Origin of the sequence: Caulobacter endophyticus, from assembly GCF_029543245.1 — a bacterium.
GTDB lineage: Bacteria > Pseudomonadota > Alphaproteobacteria > Caulobacterales > Caulobacteraceae > Caulobacter > Caulobacter endophyticus_A.
This window is the reverse complement of record NZ_JARQWV010000018.1, coordinates 41,282-57,959: the sequence shown is the minus strand read 5'-3', so window position 1 is coordinate 57,959 and position 16,678 is coordinate 41,282. Positions and strand designations below refer to the sequence as shown.

22 protein-coding genes and 1 riboswitch are annotated in these 16,678 nt (G+C 68.8%); of the genes, 12 read left to right on the top strand and 10 right to left on the bottom strand.

The window, feature by feature from the left end; genetic code table 11:
- Window positions 1-3: 3 nt before the first annotated feature.
- The 3 genes from arsC to P7A99_RS17330 are packed head-to-tail and all read right to left on the bottom strand — an operon-like array spanning window position 4 to window position 1,444.
- Window positions 4-417: an arsenate reductase (glutaredoxin) gene (gene arsC, locus P7A99_RS17340; protein WP_277795021.1), complete on the bottom strand. Its 414-nt coding sequence runs from the start codon at window positions 415-417 to the stop codon at window positions 4-6.
- The gene (locus P7A99_RS17335; protein WP_277795080.1) at window positions 414-1,088 is read right to left on the bottom strand and encodes an aquaporin; all 675 of its coding nucleotides are present in this window, start codon (window positions 1,086-1,088) and stop codon (window positions 414-416) included. Before P7A99_RS17335 ends, arsC begins: the two co-directional genes overlap by 4 nt.
- A 2-nt stretch (window positions 1,089-1,090) precedes the next feature.
- Complete coding sequence (locus P7A99_RS17330) at window positions 1,091-1,444, bottom strand: ArsR/SmtB family transcription factor (protein WP_277795020.1); 354 nt, start codon at window positions 1,442-1,444, stop codon at window positions 1,091-1,093.
- A gap of 54 nt (window positions 1,445-1,498) precedes the next feature.
- Here P7A99_RS17330 and arsH point away from each other — a divergent pair, with 54 nt between their 5' ends.
- Window positions 1,499-2,233: an arsenical resistance protein ArsH gene (gene arsH, locus P7A99_RS17325; RefSeq protein ID WP_277795019.1), complete on the top strand. Its 735-nt coding sequence runs from the start codon at window positions 1,499-1,501 to the stop codon at window positions 2,231-2,233.
- Window positions 2,234-2,526: 293 nt separating this feature from the next.
- Window positions 2,527-3,294, top strand: a complete 768-nt coding sequence (locus P7A99_RS17320) for a glucose 1-dehydrogenase (protein ID WP_277795018.1) — start codon at window positions 2,527-2,529, stop codon at window positions 3,292-3,294.
- Between the two features lie 48 nt (window positions 3,295-3,342).
- Here the strand turns inward: P7A99_RS17320 and P7A99_RS17315 are convergent, their stop codons facing one another.
- Window positions 3,343-3,930 (bottom strand): dihydrofolate reductase family protein, encoded by a 588-nt coding sequence (locus tag P7A99_RS17315; RefSeq protein ID WP_277795017.1) that lies wholly within the window; start codon window positions 3,928-3,930, stop codon window positions 3,343-3,345.
- 202 nt (window positions 3,931-4,132) lie between these two features.
- On the opposite strand from P7A99_RS17315, the gene P7A99_RS17310 reads away from it, so the two are divergent.
- From P7A99_RS17310 to P7A99_RS17275, 8 genes are all read left to right on the top strand, one after another.
- A complete protein-coding gene (locus P7A99_RS17310) occupies window positions 4,133-5,215 on the top strand; it encodes a site-specific DNA-methyltransferase (RefSeq protein WP_277795016.1) in 1,083 nt (360 codons plus the stop codon).
- 10 nt (window positions 5,216-5,225) lie between these two features.
- Window positions 5,226-5,618, top strand: a complete 393-nt coding sequence (locus tag P7A99_RS17305) for a hypothetical protein (RefSeq protein WP_277795015.1) — start codon at window positions 5,226-5,228, stop codon at window positions 5,616-5,618.
- A 217-nt stretch (window positions 5,619-5,835) separates the two neighbouring features.
- Window positions 5,836-5,925, top strand: a riboswitch (glycine riboswitch).
- Between the two features lie 160 nt (window positions 5,926-6,085).
- Window positions 6,086-7,198 carry a glycine cleavage system aminomethyltransferase GcvT gene (gene gcvT, locus P7A99_RS17300; protein WP_277795014.1) on the top strand — a complete coding sequence of 371 codons (1,113 nt, stop codon included), beginning with the start codon at window positions 6,086-6,088 and terminating at the stop codon, window positions 7,196-7,198.
- A 73-nt stretch (window positions 7,199-7,271) separates the two neighbouring features.
- Window positions 7,272-7,637 (top strand): glycine cleavage system protein GcvH, encoded by a 366-nt coding sequence (gene gcvH / locus P7A99_RS17295; RefSeq protein WP_277795013.1) that lies wholly within the window; start codon window positions 7,272-7,274, stop codon window positions 7,635-7,637.
- A gap of 179 nt (window positions 7,638-7,816) precedes the next feature.
- Window positions 7,817-9,160 carry an aminomethyl-transferring glycine dehydrogenase subunit GcvPA gene (gene gcvPA, locus P7A99_RS17290; protein ID WP_277795012.1) on the top strand — a complete coding sequence of 448 codons (1,344 nt, stop codon included), beginning with the start codon at window positions 7,817-7,819 and terminating at the stop codon, window positions 9,158-9,160.
- On the top strand, window positions 9,157-10,731 hold the full coding sequence (gcvPB, locus tag P7A99_RS17285) for an aminomethyl-transferring glycine dehydrogenase subunit GcvPB (protein WP_277795011.1): 1,575 nt from the start codon (window positions 9,157-9,159) through the stop codon (window positions 10,729-10,731). Before gcvPA ends, gcvPB begins: the two co-directional genes overlap by 4 nt.
- 132 nt (window positions 10,732-10,863) lie before the next feature.
- Window positions 10,864-11,277, top strand: a complete 414-nt coding sequence (locus tag P7A99_RS17280; protein WP_101713760.1) for a hypothetical protein — start codon at window positions 10,864-10,866, stop codon at window positions 11,275-11,277.
- Between the two features lie 21 nt (window positions 11,278-11,298).
- Window positions 11,299-11,733 (top strand): hypothetical protein, encoded by a 435-nt coding sequence (locus P7A99_RS17275; protein WP_277795010.1) that lies wholly within the window; start codon window positions 11,299-11,301, stop codon window positions 11,731-11,733.
- On the opposite strand, the gene P7A99_RS17270 is transcribed toward P7A99_RS17275, so the two are convergent.
- The 6 genes from P7A99_RS17270 to P7A99_RS17245 form a co-directional block, all read right to left on the bottom strand.
- Window positions 11,734-12,321: a hypothetical protein gene (locus P7A99_RS17270; protein WP_277795009.1), complete on the bottom strand. Its 588-nt coding sequence runs from the start codon at window positions 12,319-12,321 to the stop codon at window positions 11,734-11,736.
- Window positions 12,322-12,482: 161 nt separating this feature from the next.
- Window positions 12,483-12,989 carry a F0F1 ATP synthase subunit B gene (locus P7A99_RS17265; RefSeq protein WP_277795008.1) on the bottom strand — a complete coding sequence of 169 codons (507 nt, stop codon included), beginning with the start codon at window positions 12,987-12,989 and terminating at the stop codon, window positions 12,483-12,485.
- 13 nt (window positions 12,990-13,002) lie between these two features.
- On the bottom strand, window positions 13,003-13,536 hold the full coding sequence (locus P7A99_RS17260; protein WP_277795007.1) for a hypothetical protein: 534 nt from the start codon (window positions 13,534-13,536) through the stop codon (window positions 13,003-13,005).
- A gap of 19 nt (window positions 13,537-13,555) precedes the next feature.
- Complete coding sequence (locus P7A99_RS17255; RefSeq protein ID WP_277795006.1) at window positions 13,556-13,780, bottom strand: F0F1 ATP synthase subunit C; 225 nt, start codon at window positions 13,778-13,780, stop codon at window positions 13,556-13,558.
- Between the two features lie 48 nt (window positions 13,781-13,828).
- On the bottom strand, window positions 13,829-14,590 hold the full coding sequence (locus tag P7A99_RS17250; RefSeq protein WP_277795005.1) for a F0F1 ATP synthase subunit A: 762 nt from the start codon (window positions 14,588-14,590) through the stop codon (window positions 13,829-13,831).
- Between the two features lie 5 nt (window positions 14,591-14,595).
- The gene (locus P7A99_RS17245) at window positions 14,596-14,967 is read right to left on the bottom strand and encodes an AtpZ/AtpI family protein (protein ID WP_277795004.1); all 372 of its coding nucleotides are present in this window, start codon (window positions 14,965-14,967) and stop codon (window positions 14,596-14,598) included.
- A 302-nt stretch (window positions 14,968-15,269) separates the two neighbouring features.
- Here P7A99_RS17245 and P7A99_RS17240 point away from each other — a divergent pair, with 302 nt between their 5' ends.
- Window positions 15,270-15,653, top strand: coding sequence for a DUF6481 family protein (locus P7A99_RS17240; RefSeq protein ID WP_277795003.1), 384 nt, complete (start codon window positions 15,270-15,272; stop codon window positions 15,651-15,653).
- Window positions 15,654-15,760: 107 nt separating this feature from the next.
- The gene (locus P7A99_RS17235; protein WP_277795002.1) at window positions 15,761-16,558 is read left to right on the top strand and encodes a TSUP family transporter; all 798 of its coding nucleotides are present in this window, start codon (window positions 15,761-15,763) and stop codon (window positions 16,556-16,558) included.
- The last annotated feature ends 120 nt before the right edge of the window (window positions 16,559-16,678 follow it).

The window sequence follows — 16,678 nt, the reverse complement described above, 5'->3', positions numbered from 1 at the left end:
TGATCAGAGCCGCAGGATCTCGCCGTCTTCCTTGATGAAGCTTTCGGGCCTGCGGTCCAGCAGGTCGAGAACGGCTTCCGACGGGCGGCACAGCTTGACGCCCCTGGGCGTCGCCACGATGGGCCGGTTCACCAGGATCGGATGCTCGACCATGGCGTCGAGGATCGCCTCCTCGCCGACGCCGTCGGCCAGCAGGCCCAGCTCCGCGGCGGGCGTGCCCTTTTCCCGCATCAGTTCGCGGAAGGTCAGCCCCGCCCTGCCCGCCAGGTCGCGCAACTGGTCGTGGGTCCACCCGACCTCAAGATACGCCACCACCTGCGGCGCGTAGCCGGCGGCCTGCACCATGGCGACGACGTTGCGCGAGGTGCCGCAGGCCGGATTGTGAAAGATGGTGATCGGGAAATCGGCGTCGCTCATGCAGTCTTCTCCGCCTCCAGGAGCCAGCCGAAGACGCCTGCGGCGAGCAGCGCGCCGACGACCTGGGCCAGGATGAAGGCCGGGACGCTGGAGGGCGCGATCCCGGCGAAGGTGTCGGACAGGCTGCGCGCCAGAGTCACGGCGGGGTTGGCGAACGCGGTCGACGCCGTGAACCAGTAGGCGGCGGTGATGTAGAGACCCACGGCCATGGGCGTGCTCTGGGGCCGGAAGCGCGCCGTTCCGAGGATGGTGGCGACCAGGCCGAAGGTCGCCACCACCTCCGAGACGGCCTGGGCGCCGCCGTCGCGCAGCCTTGTCGACACCTGCAGGACCGGCTCGCCGAACATGGCGTGGGCGGTCCAGACGCCGAGCACGGCGCCCGCCGCCTGGGCGGCTCCATAGGCCAGGGCCAGCCGCCACGGCATCTCTCGCCGCAGGACCGCGACCAGGGTCACGACCGGGTTGAAATGGGCCCCTGAGATCGGGCCGAACACCCAGATCAGCACGACCAGGGCCGCGCCCGTCGCCAGGGTGTTGCCCAGCAGGGCCAGGGCGAGGTTCCCGCCGGCCAGGCGCTCGCCCATGATCCCCGAGCCGACCACCACCGCCAGCAGCAAGGCCGTTCCCAGGCCCTCGGCCAGCAGACGTCGCGATGCGCCGAAGGTTTCCATGCTCAGCAGGCGCCGGGCGCGCAAGTCCTCGCGCGGGCCAGGATCGAGTCCAGCGGCGCGCAGATCTCGGGTGCGCCGTTGCAGCAGTCTTCCATCAGAAAGCCGAGCATCGCGCTCATCGCGCCGTAGTCCGCCGAGTAGATGATCGAGCGGCCTTCGCGCCGGGAAGCGACCAGGCCGGCGTGGGACAGCACGTTCAGATTGGCCGACAGGCTGCTGGGCGCGACGTCCAGGGCGCGCGCGACCTCGCCCGCCGCGACGCCGCCGGGGCCGGCCTTCACCAGCAGGCGGAAGATCGCCAGACGCCCCTCGTGGCCGAGGGCGGAGAGCATGTTGACAGCGGCTTTCGATTCCATATTTCCAATATGCTCGAAATATCGAATCTTTCAATCGCCTTGCTGGAGTCCCCCATGATCGAGTTCCCCGCCCTCGACGCCAGGTTCCTGGCCCAGGTCGATGCGGACAGGCTGGAGGCGACGGCCACGCCCGCGCATCCGCCGCGCATCCTGCTGCTCTACGGCTCGCTGCGGGCGCGTTCGTTCAGCCGCCTGCTGGTCGAGGAGGCTGCACGCATCCTCCAGGCCCTGGGCTGCGAAACCCGCATCTTCGATCCCCGCGACCTGCCGCTGCCCGACGCCTGCGACCCCCAGCATCCCAAGGTCCAGGAACTGCGGGCGCTGTCGCAATGGTCGGAAGGCCAGGTCTGGTGCAGCCCGGAGCGACATGGCGCGATCACCGGCGTCATCAAGGCCCAGATCGACTGGATCCCCCTGGAGATCGGCAGCGTCAGGCCCACCCAGGGCAAGACCCTGGCCGTCATGCAGGTCAGCGGCGGCTCGCAGTCGTTCAACGCCGTCAACACCCTGCGCCTGCTGGGTCGCTGGATGCGGATGATCACCATCCCCAACCAGTCGTCGGTGGCCATGGCCTACAAGGAGTTCGACGAGAACGACCGGATGAAGCCCTCCAGCTACTACGACCGCGTCGTCGACGTGATGGAGGAACTGGTGAAGTTCACCCTGCTGACCCGCGGCAGGGCCGGCTACCTCGTCGATCGCTACAGCGAACGCAAGGCGGACGGACGCATTCCCGAGCACGTGGCGCTGGCCGCCGAAGCGATGCGCCACGAGACGGCGACGCCGTAGGTCTGGTCGGCCTCGGAGCGCCCGCGACGCGGTGGCCGCCGACATCAGCATGAGCGCCCCGGAAGACGGCTTCACCGACGTGACCCTGTCCCGCGCGGCCTTCACTCGGCGGCCCCGGGGCGGCGTACGCGCGAGGGGACACACTAATGAAAATAGTTCAGTAGTTCGTTGCAATATATGAGCCTAATCACAGGCAGCGGCATGCAGTAGCTGTGTCCCCGTCGCATTCACGGACGGCGGGCGCCGGGCCAGTCGTCGTGGCGACGTTCAGCAACACCACGCGGAGCCCCCGAATGAACCCGATCTACGACTTCAAGGGCCAGGTGGCGCTGGTGACCGGCGCGGCCAGGGGCATGGGCCTGGCGACGGCTCGCGCGTTCGCCGCCAATGGCGCGTCGGTGGTGCTGGCCGACCTCGACGGCGCGCTGGCCGACGAGGAGGCCCGGCGCATCGTCGACGAGGGCGGCCGCGCGATCGGCGTGGCCTGCGACGTCTCGGACGAGGTCCAGGCCGCGGCGGCGATCGACAAGGCGGTGGCCGAATACGGGCGCCTCGACATGGCGTTCAACAACGCCGGCATCCAGGTCCCGCCGTCCGACGCCGCCCTCGAACCGCTCGACAGCTTCGAGCGCGTCACCGCCGTCAACCAGCGTGGCGTGTGGGCCTGCATGAAGCACGAGCTGAGAGTGATGCGCGAGCAGGGCTCGGGCGCGATCGTCAACTGCTCGTCGCTGGGCGGCCTGGTCGGCCTGCCCGGGCGCGCCGCCTATCACGGCGCCAAGCACGCCGTTCTGGGCATGACCAAGAGCGCGGGCGTCGAATATGCGCCACGCGGAATCCGCATCAACGCCGTCTGCCCCGGCGTCATCGACACCCCGATGGTCCAGGCGATGCTGGAAGGACAGGCCGAGGCCATGGCCGGCTTCGTCAAGGCGCAACCCATCGCCCGCCTCGGACGGCCCGAGGAAGTCGCCGCGGCCGTGCTCTGGCTGTGCAGCCCGGCGGCGAGCTTCGTCGTCGGCGTCGCCCTGCCGGTGGACGGAGGCTTCACCGCGCAATGATCGGCCGGCGGCCGCGGGCGGCCTCACCAGCCCGCAGCCGCCTGTCGCTCAAGCCTGCGCCTCTTCACCTGGCGCGCCCGCCGCCCGGCCCCTGCCCCGCCCCGGCTTCATCGGCAGAAGCTCGTAGTCCAGCCGCACCACGCCCATGGCCAGGGCGGCCGTCCCGCGCAGGACCAGGCCCCGGGGCGGGCCGGCGCGGGCGGGGAACAGCGGCGGGCCCTCGCCCAGCAGCACCGGGGCGATCAGCAGCGACAGGCGATCCAGCGCCCCCTGCTCGGCGAAGGCGGCCAGCAGGCCCGCCCCGCCCACCACCCAGGCGTCGCCGTCGTCGAGGTCGCGCAGGCGGTCGACCAGGGCCGGCAGACCCTCGCGCCAGAACCGCACCCCGCGCTGCACCGGGTCGCCCCGCCGCGAGGTGACGACGAAGCCGCGCTTGCCGGCATAGGGCCAGCCCATGCCCAGGCTGGGGATCTGGTCATAGGTCGTCCGGCCCATGACCACCGTGCCCACGAGATCGATGAAGGCGCCGTAGCCGGGATCCACCTTGCGGAACGGCGCCAGCCACTCGACCCCGCCGCCGGCGTCGGCGACCCGGCCGTCGAGGCTGGACGCGATGAACCCGCGGATCAGCGCCATGCCCCCTCACGTCCCCCAACGTCGTCAAAGCGGCCGGGCGTTTCGCGCCTCGGTCGAGTCCACGATAGAGAACATTTACAGAACATCAAGCACCGTTAACCGCTTTTCGAATCGCGATTAACCAGTGGCTAACCATGACCGTTCATTCCCGGGTAACCACGGGACTCCATGATTCCGTTGGGTGTTTTGCAAGGAAGCGGACATGGCGTTCGGGCCGGAAACCATCATTCAGGGCGATTGCATCGAGGCGATGAACGCCCTGCCCGAAAAGTCGGTCGACCTGATCTTCGCCGACCCCCCGTACAACCTTCAACTCGGCGGCGACCTGCTGCGTCCGGACAATTCCAAGGTCGACGCGGTCGATGATCACTGGGACCAGTTCGAGAGCTTCGCGGCCTATGACAAGTTTACCCGCGAGTGGCTGAAGGCCGCCCGCCGCGTGCTCAAGGACGACGGCGCGATCTGGGTGATCGGCAGCTATCACAACATCTTCCGCGTCGGCGTGGCGGTGCAGGATCTGGGCTTCTGGATCCTCAACGACGTCATCTGGCGCAAGACCAACCCGATGCCCAACTTCAAGGGCACCCGCTTCGCCAACGCCCACGAGACCCTGATCTGGGCCTCCAAGAGCCAGAACGCCAAGCGCTACACCTTCAATTACGACGCCCTGAAGATGGCCAATGACGAAGTGCAGATGCGCTCGGACTGGACCATCCCGCTGTGCACCGGCGAGGAGCGCATCAAGGGCGCCGACGGAACTAAGGCTCACCCGACCCAGAAGCCCGAAGCCCTGCTCTACCGGGTGATCCTGTCGACCACCAAGCCGGGCGACGTGATCCTGGATCCGTTCTTCGGCGTGGGCACCACGGGCGCGGCCGCCAAGCGCCTGGGCCGCAAGTTCATCGGCATCGAGCGCGAGGCCGAATATATCGAGCACGCCAGGACCCGCATCGCCCAGGTGACGCCGATCGCGCCGCAGGACCTGGAGATGACCGGCTCCAAGCGCGCCGAGCCGCGCGTGCCGTTCGGCGCCATCGTCGAGAACGGCCTGCTGCACCCGGGCGACACCCTCTACTGCGCCAAGGGCGCCCACGCGGCCAAGGTGCGCCCCGACGGCTCGATCGCGGTCGGCGACCTGACCGGCTCGATCCACAAGATCGGCGCCATGGTGCAGTCGGCCCCGGCCTGCAACGGCTGGACCTACTGGCACTTCAAGACCGACGCGGGTCTGGCCCCCATCGACGTGCTGCGCGCCCAGGTGCGCGCGGCCATGCCGCACGCCTGATCGCCTTCAAGTGAAAGAAGGCCCCATCGGCGTTCGCCGCTACTGGACGATCGGCTGCCTGGCCATCGTGCTGACCATGCTGTGCACCTCGGCCCTGCCCGACAAGGCGAGCTTTCCGCTGAACCTGGTGGGCTCGCTGGTGCAGATCGTCGGCTGCGCGGTGCTGGTGATCATCGGCCGCCGCCGGCTGGGCGAAAAGGCCAACCTGGCCTTCATCGGCCCGGTGGTCGGCGCGGCCCTCGTCTGGGGCGTCTATCTGTGGACGGCGAGCTCGGGCATGGGCCCGACGCCCGGACCCGCCGCCTGGCTGGGCGTCACCCTGCTGGGCGTGGCCATGGGCGCGACGCTGCAGTTCCTGGTGCTGGGCTTCGTCGGCCAGGGCGGCGCGGTGAAGAAGGGCTGACACCTCCAAAAATCCGACTTTCCCCGCGAAGGCGGGGACCCAAGCTGAGCTTGGAGACATGGCGCGGCCGTGCACCATCCGCCGCCTCGGCTTGGATCCCCGCCTTCGCGGGGATGCACGGAAGAAGAGGATGGCGTCCAAAACGCCAAGCGACGGATCCCGACCGGCTCGCCCCCCACCGCGCTTGACTCGCCGCCGACCGTCGCTCATTGAGCCCCTGACCCTCGCGGGAGACGTCGGGATTCGTCCCGAGGCCGAAGGCGCAACCGCCCCGGAAACGCTCAGGCAAAAGGACCGCGCGGGTTTAGGAACGCTGGAAAGAAGCCTCCCGAAAGGGCGGCTCGCCGAAGGAGCAAGGCTTCTCTTCTTAAAGAAGAGGCCGGAATCTCTCAGGCCAAAGGGACAGCGGGGGCGCGACCAACCGGCGAGAGCCGGACCGTCGCCGACCCCGTTTCGGAGCCCGCCGCGTGTCCACCGACGACCTCAAGAAGACCCCGCTGTTCGACGCCCACGTGGCGGCAGGCGCCCGCATGGTGCCGTTCGCGGGCTATTCCATGCCCGTGCAGTACAAGGACGGCGTGCTGAAAGAGCACCTGTGGACCCGCGAGCACGCGGGCCTGTTCGACGTCTCGCACATGGGCCAGGCCCGCATCCGCGGCGAAAACCCCGCCAAGAGCTTCGAGAAGGTGGTCTCGGCCGACTATCAGGGCCTGAAGGCCGGCAAGCAGCGCTACGGCGTGCTGCTGAACGCCGAGGGCGGGATCATCGATGATCTGATGACCGCCCGTCCCGACGACGACGGCCTGTTCGTCGTGGTCAACGGCGCCTGCAAGGACAACGACTACAGGATCATCGCCGAGACCCTGGCCGGCGAAGCCAGCGTCGAACGCCTGGAAGACCGCGCCCTGCTGGCGCTGCAAGGTCCGGAAGCCGCCGCCGTGCTGGCCGCCCACGTGCCGGAAGCCGCGACCATGGTGTTCATGGACGCCAAGGCCCTGACCGCCTTCGGCGTCGATGCGATCATCTCGCGCTCGGGCTACACCGGCGAGGACGGCTATGAGATCTCGGTCCCGGCTTCGGACGCCGCCCGCATCTGGAACACCCTGCTGGAAGACGAGCGCGTCAAGCCGATCGGCCTGGGCGCCCGCGACAGCCTGCGCCTGGAAGCGGGCCTGCCGCTCTATGGCCACGACCTGGACGAGACCGTCTCCCCCATCGAGGCGGGCCTAAACTTCGCCGTCGGCAAGAGCCGCCGCGAGGCCGGCGACTTCCTCGGCGCGACGCGCATCACCAAGGAACTGGCCGGCGAGCTGGCCCGCGTGCGCGTGAACCTGAAGGTGCTGGAAGGCGCCCCGGCCCGCGAAGGCGCCGACATCGCCGACGCCGACGGGAACGTCATCGGCAAGGTCACCAGCGGCGGCTTCGGCCCCAGCTTCGGCGGCGCCATTGCGATTGGTTTCGTGCCCCCGGCCTTCGCCGTGGTCGGCGAGACCCTGAAAGTCATCGTCCGGGGCAAGCCGGCGGCCGCAGAGGTCGTCGCCTCCCCGTTCGTTCCCACCCGTTACGTTCGCAAACTTTAGCCGACGCGACAGCCAAAAGTGGACGCCGGTTTTGGCGTCCGTCGCGTCGCAAACATAGAGAAAGGGCCCGACAATGCGCTTCACCAAAGACCATGAATGGGTCGCCGTCGAAGGCGACATCGCCACCGTCGGCATCACCGCCTACGCCGCCGAGCAGCTGGGCGACGTGGTGTTCGTCGAGGTTCCGGAAGTCGGCAAGACCGTGGCCCAGGGCGAAGGCCTGGCCGTCGTCGAGAGCGTCAAGGCCGCCTCGGACGTCTACGCCCCGGTGTCGGGCGAGGTCGTGGAAGCCAACGCCGAACTGGGCGATGCGCCGGAAACCGTCAACGCCGCGCCGGAAGCCGGCGGCTGGTTCGCCAAGCTGAAGCTCTCCAACCCGGCCGAGTTGGACGCCCTGATGGACCGCGACGCCTACGAGGCGTTCCTGGCGACGCTCTAAGGCAGTGCGTGATCCCCGCCCTTCGACAAGCTCAGGGTGAGGATCAAGTACAGGCCGGGCAGTAGAGAAACCTCATCCTGAGCTTGTCGAAGGACGAGGTTTCTCTCACCGCCGTTACCACCCCCATCCCCGGCCCTTCCCCCATCAAGGGGGAAGGGAGTTCGCTGCGGAAGCTTTTCATGCGCTACCTCCCCCTGACCCCCGAAGACCGCGCCGACATGCTCGGCGTGATCGGCGCGGGCTCGATCGACGAGCTGTTCGTCGACGTGCCGGCCGTCGCCCGCCGCAGCGAGCCTGTGGACCTGCCCCATCACGCCGGCGAGATCGAGGTCGAGCGCGAGCTCTTGCGCCTGTCGCGCCGCAACCGCTCGGCGGCCGAGGGGCCGTTCTTCGTCGGGGCCGGGGCCTATCGCCACCACGTGCCGGCCACGGTCGACCACATCATCCAGCGGTCGGAATTCCTGACCAGCTACACGCCCTATCAGCCGGAAATCGCCCAGGGCACCCTGCAGGTGCTGTTCGAGTTCCAGAGCCAGGTCGCCGCCCTGACCGGCATGGATGTGGCCAACGCCTCGCTCTATGACGGCTCGACCGCCACGGCCGAGGCCGTGATGATGGCCCAGCGCGTCACCCGCAAGAACAAGGCCGTGCTGTCGGGCGGCGTCCACCCGCAGTATGTCGGCGCGGTCGAGACCCTGGCCCACGCCGCCGGCGTGACCACCCAGCGCCTGCCGGCCGCCATCGACGCCGAGGACGCGGTGATCGCCGCCATCGACGCCGACACCGCCTGCGTCGTCGTTCAGACCCCCAACGTGTTCGGTACGGCCACCGACGTGACGAAGATCGCCGAGGCGGCCCACGCCGCCGGCGCCCTGCTGATCGTGGTCACCACCGAGGCCGTCTCGTACGGCCTGCTGAAGTCGCCGGGCGCCATGGGCGCCGACATCGCCGTGGCCGAGGGCCAGTCGATCGGCAACGGCCTGAACTTCGGCGGTCCGTATGTCGGCCTCTTCGCCTGCCGCGAAAAGTTCGTTCGCCAGGCCCCCGGCCGTCTTTGCGGCGAGACGGTGGACGCCGACGGCAAGCGCGGCTTCGTGCTGACCCTGTCGACCCGCGAGCAGCACATCCGCCGCGACAAGGCCACGAGCAACATCTGCACCAACAGCGGCCTGTGCGCTCTCGCCTTCTCGATCCACATGAGCCTGCTGGGCGAGCAGGGCCTGCGCCAGCTGGCCTCGCTGAACCACCAGAAGGCTCTGGCGACCGCCAAGGCCCTGGCGGCCATCCCGGGCGTCGAGATCCTCACCCCGCGCTTCTTCAACGAGTTCGCCGTGCGCCTGCCCAAGGACGCCGCCGAGGTCGTCGAGACCCTGGCCGCCCAAGGCGTCATCGCCGGCGTGCCCTATTCGCGCCTGGAGCCGGGCGCGGGCCTGGACGACGTGCTGCTGGTCGCTACGACCGAGACCACGCTCGACACCGACATCACCTTCTTCGCCAAGCTGCTGGCCGGAGCCGTCCAATGAGCATGAACAATGTCGGACGTCCCACCCGTCCCGAAGCCGCCAATGAAGAAGCCGAAGGTTTCGCCTCGCTGTCGGGCGGCCGCGGCCTGCTGCAGGACGAGCCGCTGATCTTCGAACTGGGCGGCTGGAGCAAGACCGGCGTCGACCTGCCGGACGCCGTCGCCGCCGACAGCGCTCTCGCCGGCCTGACCCGCGACGACGCCATCGGCCTGCCGGGCCTGTCGGAGCCGGAAGCCGTGCGCCACTACGTGCGCCTGTCCCAGAAGAACCACGCCATCGATCTGGCGCTCTATCCGCTGGGCTCGTGCACGATGAAGCACAACCCGCGCCTGAACGAGAAGATGGCGCGCCTGCCGGGCCTGTCGGACATCCACCCGCTGCAGCCGCAGTCGACGGTGCAGGGCGCGATCGAGCTGATGGACCGCCTGGCCCACTGGCTGAAGACCCTGACCGGCATGCCCGCGGTCGCCCTGTCGCCCAAGGCCGGCGCCCACGGCGAGCTGTGCGGCCTGCTGGCGATCCGCGCCGCCCACGAAGCTAATGGACAGGGCCACCGCAAGACCGTGCTGGCCCCGACCAGCGCCCACGGCACCAACCCGGCCACGGCGGCCTTCTGCGGCTACACGGTCGTTGAAATCGCCCAGACCGACGACGGCCGCGTCGACCTGGCCGACCTGGAAGCCAAGCTCGGCGACCACGTGGCCGCGATCATGGTCACCAACCCCAACACCTGCGGCCTGTTCGAGCGCGACGTGGTCGAGATCGCCCGCCTGACCCATGCGGCGGGCGCGTACTTCTACTGCGACGGCGCCAACTTCAACGCCATCGTCGGCCGGGTGCGCCCGGGCGACCTGGGCGTCGACGCCATGCACATCAACCTGCACAAGACCTTCTCGACGCCCCACGGCGGCGGTGGTCCGGGCGCGGGTCCGGTGGTGCTGAGCGAGGCCCTGGCGCCGTTCGCCCCCACCCCGTGGGTGGTGCATGACGAAGGCGGCTACAAGCTGATCGAGGAAGCCGAAGGCGTCGCCGCCCAGGCCTTCGGCCGGATGAGCGCCTTCCACGGCCAGATGGGCATGTACGTGCGCGCCTACGCCTACATGCTCAGCCACGGCGCCGACGGCCTCAAGCAGGTGGCCGAGGACGCGGTGCTGAACGCCAACTACATCAAGGCCCGCCTGTCGGACCTGATGAGCCCGGCCTTCCCGGAAGGCCCGTGCATGCACGAGGCGCTGTTCGACGACGCCTGGCTGGAAGACACCGGCGTGACCACGCTCGACTTCGCCAAGGCGATGATCGACGAGGGCTTCCACCCGATGACCATGTACTTCCCGCTGGTGGTGCATGGCGCGATGCTGATCGAGCCGACCGAGACCGAGTCGAAGGCCGAGCTGGACCGCTTCATCGAGGCCCTGCGCCTGCTCGCGGGGGCCGCCAAGGCCGGCGAGACCGACCGCTTCAAGAACGCCCCGCACCTGGCGCCGCTCAAGCGCCTGGACGAGACGCAGGCGGCCCGCAAGCCTAAGCTGAAGTGGAAACCTGTGGCCGCCGCGCCACTCGCCGCGGAATAGCTGCAACAGCAGCACGAATGCGGAACGGGGCGCCTTTACGGAAGGGCGCCCCGTTTCCATATGCAGCTTGTGAGACGAGGGGGCCGGTCTTTTTCCGGAAACCGGCGGACCACAAGCCCCGTTCAGCCCCCCATGAACCTCGCCATCGCCATGCCGCCCGTGCGCCTTTCCGCAGCCGACGAACTCGCCCGCGAGCTTCTCGGGCGGATCATTCGCGGCCTGCTGGTAGCGCTGGGCCTGGTGTTCATCGCCGCGGGCTTTCTGATCGCGCCCCTGCCCGGCCCCATGGGCGTGCCGCTGACGGTCATCGGCCTGATGCTGGTGCTGCGCAACTCGTTCAAGGCCCGCAAGCAGTTCGTCCGCTTCCAGCACGCCCACCCCAAGCTGGTCTTCCCGCTGCGCCGCCTGCTGCGCCGCGAGCCCGAGGTGGTGCTGGTGGCCTGGCAGCAGGCCCTGCGGATCGAGAAGCTGGTCATCCCGCGCCGCTGGCGCGTGGCCAAGCGCTGGCGCAAGGCGCTCAAGCGCCGGGGCCAGCGCGCGGTCTAGAGGCCCCGTGAGCCCGTTCCAGTGACCCGGCGCGACCCCAGGGTCGTCCGCCGCCTTTCCAGCCTCCGTCGCCGCCGGCTGGCCTTCGCCGTGCGCGAAACCCTGGCCCGGGTGGCGCGGCTGCTGCTGATCGCGCTGGGGGTGCTGATCCTGCTGGCCGGCGCGGTGCTCACCCCCCTGCCCGGCCATGTGGGCCTGCCGCTGCTGGTCATCGGGCTGATGGTGGTCCTGCGCAACTCGTTCCAGGCCAAGCGCCGCTTCATCCGCTGGCAGCGCCGGCACCCCAAGCTGATCTTCCCCATCCGCCGCCTGATGCGCCGCGAGCCGGAGATCCTGCTGGTGGCCTGGCAGCAGCTTCTGCGCAGCGAGAAGCTGCTCCTGCGCCGGCCGGCCTGGCGGGTGCTCAAGCGGGGCAGAAAGGCCCTGCGCCAGTGGATACGGCGCAGGGCTTCCTGATCAGGGAACGCAGGCGCCCAGGCTGTCGAAGCTCTTGCGCGGCCGATAGTCGGTGCGGCCCGCCAGCTGCGAAAACCGCTCGCCCTCGGCGCCCTTGGCGGCCGCCACTAGGTCGCGCCCGTCGACCAGATCGACATAGACGCCGACGATCCCGGCCGCCGGCACGTACTCGAACACCACGTTGGGCCGCTTCTCATCGCCGAGCAGCAGGCGGGGTCCAGGCGTGTCGTGCGACGACACGGCGACGGTCCGGCGGCCGAGCACCGTCGTGCTGAGGTCGCCCAGCGTCCAGACGTCGCCCGGCTTGGCCTTGTCGGCCGCGGCGCAAGCCTTGGGCAGCACGAAGCGGAACACCTTGCCGCGCGAGCAGAACAGTTCGGCGTTGGAGCAGTCGGTCAGGGCCGCGCCCCTCGGGGCCGTGCCGATCTCGGCCTTGACCTTGTAGTCGAGCAGGAGGTCGCCGAACACGTGGACCGCACGGCCATCGGCGAGGCCGCCCCCATGGCCTGGCTCGGCGGCGGCGGGCCAGGCGGCGGCAATCGCCAGGACCAACATCGTGGCGGCGATCTGTGAAACGCGCTGTCGCAAGGAGCCCCTCCGCTGTCACCGACATCTGCCCAGAGACGGACGGGAAGCGCAATCCAGGATAAGCGTACGCGACACCGCCACCAATGGCGGTACTCGGGACCAAAGAAAAAGGCGCGGCCCTTGCGAGCCGCGCCTTCGATCTTTCAGCCGTCCGATGAGGACTACTGCAGCTTGCCGCCGATCTGGCCGATGGCCGCATCGACCAGCGGGTCCGAGCCGGTCGCGACGCGGGCCAGCAGGACCGCCTCGGCCGCCTGGGCGGCGAGGTCGACGGCCGCGGCCTTGACGTCCGCGGCGGCCTGGGCCTCGGCCTGGGCGATCTTGCGCTCGGCCATTTCGGCGCGGCGCTTGATCTGCTCCTCGAGCTTCTCCTTGGCCTCGGCTTCCAGGCGGATCGCGTCCGCCTTGGCCGCCTCGAGCATGGCCGAAGCCTGGCGCTCGGCCTCTTCGCGCTGGGCCTTGACCTCGGCGAGCAGGGCTTGCGCCTCCTCGCGGAGCTGCTGGGCCTCGTTGAGCTCGGCCTGGATCTTGGCGGCGTAGCCGTCAAGCGCGCCGAACAGGGCGCCGGGCAGGACCTTCAGAACGACCAGCAGGCCGAAGAAGATCACCAAGGCCGCCAGAACCCAGAATTCCGGGTTGGAGAAGCTGAACAGGGATTCGTGTTCCATGATCGGCTACTCCTTAGGCCAGAGCCGCTTTGAGCTCGGCGGCCGAAGCCGTCTTGCCCGTCAGCTTCTCGACGATCGCGCCGGCCGTCTCCTCGGCCACCGTCCGGACGTGGCTCATGGCCTCGTCGCGGGCGGTGGTGATCGAGGCTTCCGCCGCGGCCAGCTTTTCAGCCAGCACGGCTTCTTCCTTGGCCTGACGCTCGGCGGCTTGCGCCGTGGCCTTGGCCTTGGCGTCCGCCGCGGTCTTCTGGGCCTTGGCGCGAGCCTCGGCGACCTCGGCGGCGGCCGCGCGGGCCTGGACCTCGGCTTCGTCCTTCAGACGACGGGCGTCGGCGATGTCGCCGGCGATCTTGGCGCCGCGTTCATCGATCGCGCCGCTGACGCGGGGCAGAAGACCCTTCGACAGCACGACGTAGAGAACGGCGAAGATGAGCAGCAGCCAGACGATCTGACCGCCCCAGTGCTGGAACTGGAGCTGCGGAAGACCGCCGCTCTCGTGTCCGGGGGCTTCAGTCGTCGCGACCGTGCCGTGGGTTTCCGTCGCCATGGGCGAAGACGCCTTGTGATTAGCCGTTGAGGATCAGGATGGCGACGACCAGGGCGAAGATGCCCAGGGCTTCGGTCAGCGCCATGCCGAGGAACAGCATCGGACGCTCTTGAGCGGCGGCGGTCGGGTTACGCAGCGCGCCTTGGAAATAGTTGCCGAACATGACGCCCAGGCCGATACCAGCGCCGATCATGCCGAGCATGGCCAGGCCAGCGCCGATGTACTTAGCGGCTTCCGCTTCCATTGTGAGGCTCCTTGAGAATTCAGAGATAGGTTGAAGAGAAAAGGGTGATCAGTGGCTGTCGAGGTGCACGACGTCGTTGAGATAGACGCAGGTGAGCACCGCGAACACGAAGGCCTGAAGGAAGGCCACCATGAACTCGAGGGCGGTCAGGGCGGTGACCGAAAGAAGGGCGACCAGCGCGCCGGCCCAGCCCAGCAGGCCCAGGCCGCCCAGGGCGACGACGAAGCCGGCGAAGATCTTCAGAACGACGTGGCCGCCCAGCATGTTGCCGAACAGACGCAGCGCCAGGGTGACCGGGCGGATCAGGAACGACAGGATCTCGATCGGCACCAGCAGGAAGTACAGCGGCCACGGCACGCCCGACGGGGCGAACAGCTTGAAGAACTTCAGGCCGTTCTTGGCGAAGCCGACGCCGACCACGGTCAGGATGACCATCAGGCCCAGGGTCAGGGTCACGGCCAGCTGCGAGGTGGCGGTGAACACCAGGAACATGCCCTGCAGGTTCATGAACAGCACGAACGCGAACAGGGTGAAGACGAAGGGCAGGTACTTCTTGCCGTCATGGCCGATGATTGATGCGGCCAATCCGTCGACAAGTCCGTAGAGCATCTCTCCGATGGTCTGCAGACGGCCCGGAACCACGGCCTTCTTGGCGGCCAGCGCGTAGAACACCACGATCAGCGTCGCGGCCAGCAGCATGGCGGCCACCGAATTGGTGATCGAAAGATCGATCACGCCAAGACCAGGCACGGGCACCTTCGGACCAGGCACGAGCGTCTGGATCTGGAACTGGTGCATCGGATCGGCCATCGGCCCTAGTCTCTCTTCTGCTTGGGGGCGGTTGGCCCGTCCCCGTTGTGTACATCCTCGGCCGGAGCCTTGGACGCCTGCGCGCTCAGTTTCGTCGCCTTGCGGACGACGGAGAATATCGCGACGCCCGTGCCGATCAGCAGACCGCCGACCATGCCCCAGGGCGCCGTGCCGACGTAACGGTCGAGCAGCCAGCCGAAGCCGAGCCCCACCAGAACGCCCCCGATCAAATCCGCCAGGAGGCGATAGCCGTCCTGGGAAGCCTTCTCGCCCGCAGCCTTGACGGGCTGTTCCGCCGCCTTCCGCGCCTCGATGGCGGCGAGCCGAGCGTCGAGGCTTTGGAAAGCCTTGTCGTTCGGTTCGTCGGCCTTGGGCATGGGAAGCGGTCAGGTCCGAAAGCGCCCGCAGACGCGCCTGAAGAAGGCGCTTTTTCGGCCGGCTTGATCGCGGCGGAACCTATAGGGCGCGCTGCGGTGCGTCAAGATTGTGGAGAAACTACGCAAGGCGCTGTTTTCGCGAGGGAATTTCCCCACGGTCAACCGGACCGCGGAATCCGGGTCTTTCAGATGGCCGCTCGTTCGCGCGCGACATTCCGTCCGTCGGCGAATGCGGCCACTCCAATTGCTTTTTGGAGCGTTTTGGGGTTTAGAGACGCGCCTCTCCAACAGCACGAAGCTTCATGTCCTATCTGAAGAACACCGGATTCGCCGATCGCATCACCGCCCAGCAGGAAGCCAAGAAGGCGATGCTGGCCAAGTTCAAGCCGAAGGCCGCCGTTCAGGATCCTGATTTCGACAAGCGCGACGAGCAGCGCGCCGCCGAACTGGAAGCCGTCCGCGCCGCCCGCGCCGAAGCCAAGGAAGCCGCCCGCCTCGAAGCCCTGGCCCGCCAGGAAGAGATCGCGGCCGTCAAGCGCGCCGAACGCAAGGAACGCAAGGCCGCCGAAGTGGCCGAGCAGCGCGTCCGCAAGGAAGAAAAGGCCGCGGCCCGCGAAGAGCTGAAGGCCCTGGGCCGCAACAGCAAGGCCTCGCGCGCCCACCAGTGGGCCCACCTGATCGGCTGATCCGGGATCGTGTGGAGGAGCGCCTCTTGGCCTCCTCCCCGTTCCTCGCCGCTCTCTGCGCCGCCCGGCCTCCGGGCGGCTTTCGTCGTTTGTAAGGCCCCATCGCCATGGAACATCTGAGCTTCGAGATCCTCGGCCTGCTGTTCCTGGTCGCCCTGATCGCCGGCGCCTTCGACGCCATCGCCGGCGGCGGCGGGCTGATCACCGTGCCGGCCCTGCTGCTGGCGGGGCTGGACCCGGCCACGGCGCTGGGCACCAACAAGCTGCAGAGCAGCTTCGGCTCGGTCTCGGCCACCCGGGCCTTCGCCAAGCGCGGCCTGATCGACTGGAAGACCGCCTGGCCGATCGCGGCCGCCGCCGGCCTGGCGGGTCTGGCCGGCGCGCTGTGCGCCAGCCTGCTGTCGCCGCGGGTGCTGGCGACGCTGGTGCCGATCCTGCTGATCGTCATCGCCGTCTATTTCGGCCTGTCCAAGGCCCTGAAGACCGAGGACGACGCCCCGCGCCTGGCCCTGCCCGTCTTCGCCGGCTTCATCGCGCCGATCGTCGGCTTCTATGACGGCATCTTCGGCCCGGGCGCGGGGGCCTTCTACATGGTGGCGATCGTCACCCTGCTCGGCTACGGCGTGCTGAAGGCCACCGCCCACACCAAGCTGGCCAACGCCGCCAGCAATGTCGGCGCCCTGGTGCTGTTCGCCGTCAAGGGCGCGATCCTGCTGCCCGTGGGCCTGGCCATGGCCGCCGGCGCGTTCCTGGGCGCGCAGCTGGGCTCGCGCCTGGCCGTGCGGTTCGGCGCCAGGCTGATCCGCCCGCTGCTGGTGACGATCTCCTGCGCCATGGCCGTGAAGCTGCTGGCCGATCCGAGCAATCCGCTGCGGCAGATGGCGGCGGGGTTGTTCGGACATTGAGATCCTCCCCCCGAAGGGGGAGGTGGCCCGAAGGGCCGGAGGGGGAAGCGGCTTCTGATCTGCCGCTATCACTTCCCCCTCAGTCGCTCCGCGACAGCTCCCCCTTCAGGGGGAGCATCT

Bases quoted from the DNA above. Each gene is read 5' to 3' on its own strand.
- gcvPA (WP_277795012.1), top strand. From the start codon at position 7,817: ATGCGCTACCTCCCCCTGACCCCCGAAGACCGCGCCGACATGCTCGGC.
- P7A99_RS17280 (WP_101713760.1), top strand. From the start codon at position 10,864: ATGAACCTCGCCATCGCCATGCCGCCCGTGCGCCTTTCCGCAGCCGAC.
- P7A99_RS17320 (WP_277795018.1), top strand. From the start codon at position 2,527: ATGAACCCGATCTACGACTTCAAGGGCCAGGTGGCGCTGGTGACCGGC.
- arsH (WP_277795019.1), top strand. From the start codon at position 1,499: ATGATCGAGTTCCCCGCCCTCGACGCCAGGTTCCTGGCCCAGGTCGAT.
- P7A99_RS17310 (WP_277795016.1), top strand. From the start codon at position 4,133: ATGGCGTTCGGGCCGGAAACCATCATTCAGGGCGATTGCATCGAGGCG.
- P7A99_RS17330 (WP_277795020.1), bottom strand. From the start codon at position 1,444: ATGGAATCGAAAGCCGCTGTCAACATGCTCTCCGCCCTCGGCCACGAG.
- P7A99_RS17235 (WP_277795002.1), top strand. From the start codon at position 15,761: ATGGAACATCTGAGCTTCGAGATCCTCGGCCTGCTGTTCCTGGTCGCC.
- P7A99_RS17335 (WP_277795080.1), bottom strand. From the start codon at position 1,088: ATGGAAACCTTCGGCGCATCGCGACGTCTGCTGGCCGAGGGCCTGGGA.
- P7A99_RS17260 (WP_277795007.1), bottom strand. From the start codon at position 13,536: ATGGCGACGGAAACCCACGGCACGGTCGCGACGACTGAAGCCCCCGGA.
- arsC (WP_277795021.1), bottom strand. From the start codon at position 417: ATGAGCGACGCCGATTTCCCGATCACCATCTTTCACAATCCGGCCTGC.
- P7A99_RS17245 (WP_277795004.1), bottom strand. From the start codon at position 14,967: ATGCCCAAGGCCGACGAACCGAACGACAAGGCTTTCCAAAGCCTCGAC.
- gcvPB (WP_277795011.1), top strand. From the start codon at position 9,157: ATGAGCATGAACAATGTCGGACGTCCCACCCGTCCCGAAGCCGCCAAT.
- P7A99_RS17265 (WP_277795008.1), bottom strand. From the start codon at position 12,989: ATGGAACACGAATCCCTGTTCAGCTTCTCCAACCCGGAATTCTGGGTT.
- gcvH (WP_277795013.1), top strand. From the start codon at position 7,272: ATGCGCTTCACCAAAGACCATGAATGGGTCGCCGTCGAAGGCGACATC.
- P7A99_RS17240 (WP_277795003.1), top strand. From the start codon at position 15,270: ATGTCCTATCTGAAGAACACCGGATTCGCCGATCGCATCACCGCCCAG.
- P7A99_RS17250 (WP_277795005.1), bottom strand. From the start codon at position 14,590: ATGGCCGATCCGATGCACCAGTTCCAGATCCAGACGCTCGTGCCTGGT.
- P7A99_RS17255 (WP_277795006.1), bottom strand. From the start codon at position 13,780: ATGGAAGCGGAAGCCGCTAAGTACATCGGCGCTGGCCTGGCCATGCTC.
- P7A99_RS17315 (WP_277795017.1), bottom strand. From the start codon at position 3,930: ATGGCGCTGATCCGCGGGTTCATCGCGTCCAGCCTCGACGGCCGGGTC.